Below are 2,339 nucleotides of genomic sequence, written 5' to 3'. Positions count from 1 at the left end.
ATGCCGCTCCAAATTTCCCCAGATGTGCCGAAGTAAAATTCCCCAGGTGGGCGGTACCCCGGTGATCAGCCGGCTGGCTGGTGATCGTTGGCTCCATGTTTGAGTGGTCGACCGCGGCGGCGCGGCGGCTGTGCCGGGATTGGCGAGTTGATGGAGGCCTTGGAACGGACGTGCTCGGGCATGAGATCGGCATGCTGTCGCAGGCGGTAGCTTGATCCTTCGATCTGGACGACGACCGCATGGTGAAGTAGCCGATCGAGCAGCGCCGTGGCCACCACCGGGTCGCCAAAGACCTCACCCCATTCGGCGAAGCCGCGATTGGAGGTGAGGATCATGGCGCCACGCTCGTAGCGAGCGTTGACGAGCTGGAAGAACAGATTGCCGCCGCCGGGGATGACGGGCAGGTATCCGATTTCGTCGACGATCAGCAGCGAGGTCCGGCACAGGAAGCGAATCCGCTCGCGCAATGCCCCTCCCGTTCGGCCTTGGCGAGAGCGCCGATGATGTCGGCAAGGCTGGCAAAATAGACGCTGCGCCCGGCTTTCACGGCCTCCACGCCGAGCGCCGTGGCGAGATGGCTCTTGCCGGTTCCGGGTGGCCCAAGAAAGTGGATCACCTCATGGCGGTCGACAAAATCGAGCTGGGCCAGCGCGAGAATGCGATTGCGATCGAGCGACGGCTGGAACGAGAAGTCGAAGCCTGCGAGCGTTTTGATGGTCGAGAGCTTGGCCATCCGCAGCGCCATCTTGATGCGGCGGTTCTCGCGCAGCGTCAGTTCCTCGGCGAACAAGGTGTCGATGACTTCCAACGCACTGGCTTCGCCGCGCTCGAGCTGACGCACGGTTTGGTCCAGCACCTCCAGAGCTCTCGGCATCTTCAAGCCGACGAGGGTTTTGCGGATGCGGTCGAGGATGGACGGTACGATCTCGATGGTCGCGTTCATGGCTGATCTCCTTGACCGGCCAGGCGCCGGCCGACGGCCTGGTAGAAGTCGAGCGGGCGGGCAGCGACGACGTCGCCGGTACGCAGGATCAAGGTCGGTTTGTCGCAGTGGGGAGCGGTGATCCGGGGCACTTTCCGATGCCCCGTGGCAACCCGGCGCTGATGGCGGCCCTCCAGCACAGGGTGCGCGGCGATCAGGGCGCCGTCTTCGAAGATCCGAACTTCGTCGGCGAGCGTATGCACCTCAACGACCCGCTTCCGGGTTGCGTCGGGAACGCTGTAGAGATTGCCGCCGACGCTCACCATGCCTTCATGCGAGACCCGCCGTTCCAGTTTCAGGACCGAGCGGAAGGGGGCCGGCGGCAGCGTTTTGAGATGCCCCTTCTCCTCGGCGAAGGCGCTGTTGACGACGCGCTGGGTCGTGGCGTGTACACGCGGATTGGCCACCGTATCCAGCCAATGACGTAGTTGGCCATTCAGGTCGTCGAGATTTCGGAACGAGCGGGCGAGGAAGAAGTCCTCGCGGATATAGCGATAGGGTCGCTCGACCTTGCCCTTGGTTTTGGCCCGATACGGACGGCAGGCCTTGGGCTGGAAGCCATAATGTCGGGCGAAGTCGACCAGCGCCCGGTTGTAGACGATACTGCCGCCGGCCTCGCCGATGACAGCCGTCTTCATGCGGTCGTACAGGATCTCATGGGGGATGCCGCCGATCGCCTCGAAGGCCGCCATGTGGCAGCGCAGAACCGTCTGCATGTCCTGATGCAGGACAAAGCGCGCCCAAATTAGCCGGCTGAAGCCGAGCACCAAGGAGAACAGCCAAACGATGCGGGTGGCCGCCGGCTCGTCAGTGAACTGCACCTGGAATTGAGCGAAGTCGACCTGCGCCTGGTCGCCCGGCGGCGTCTCGAAGCGAACTTCAAAGATCGGCAATGGGGCAGGACGAATCTCGCGCAGCACATCGGTGACGGCGGTGTAGCCGCCCTCGTAGCCGCGTTCGCGCAGCTCCCGTAAGAGCCGGCGGCCGGTCAGACCGGGATACGCCGTCACCCGCCCGCGCAAATAGGACACGAATGGGTCGATCCGGCGCTGGCGTGGCTTGCGTGGACCATAAACCGGCGGCTCCAGGCCGCGAGCGATGCATTTGCGAACGGTCTTTCGATCGATCCCGAGTTCGCGGGCGATCGCCGAAACCGTCAGCCCCTGCCGATGAAGATCAAGTATCATGATGACTTCCCCAAGCTTGATCACCGCACCCGCTCCCTCGTTCTGGGCAGAGCAGGATCGGGTGATCGATTCGCCGCCCATCCTCAGGGCGCGCCCTGAGGATGGGCGGCACGATCAACTGGGGATTTTTCAAACGGCACTTCTGGGGAGAATTACTCAGGCATCTACAG

1 protein-coding gene and 1 pseudogene are annotated in these 2,339 nt (G+C 63.5%); both read right to left on the bottom strand.

Translation table 11 applies throughout. The annotated features are described in order from the left end of the window. Positions 1-65 precede the first annotated feature (65 nt). Positions 66-943: pseudogene (gene istB / locus ACZXDY_RS45545) on the bottom strand (IS21-like element helper ATPase IstB). Further along, entirely contained in the window at positions 940-2,193 is a 1,254-nt protein-coding gene (gene istA, locus ACZXDY_RS45540) for an IS21 family transposase (protein WP_464349966.1), read from the bottom strand. Before istA ends, istB begins: the two are co-directional and overlap by 4 nt. Positions 2,194-2,339 lie beyond the last annotated feature (146 nt).

The sequence above is a fragment of the Bradyrhizobium sp. LeoB3 genome (assembly GCF_055456055.1).
The sequence above is the reverse complement of the archived record's forward strand: the minus strand, read 5'-3'. Positions and strand labels throughout refer to the sequence as shown.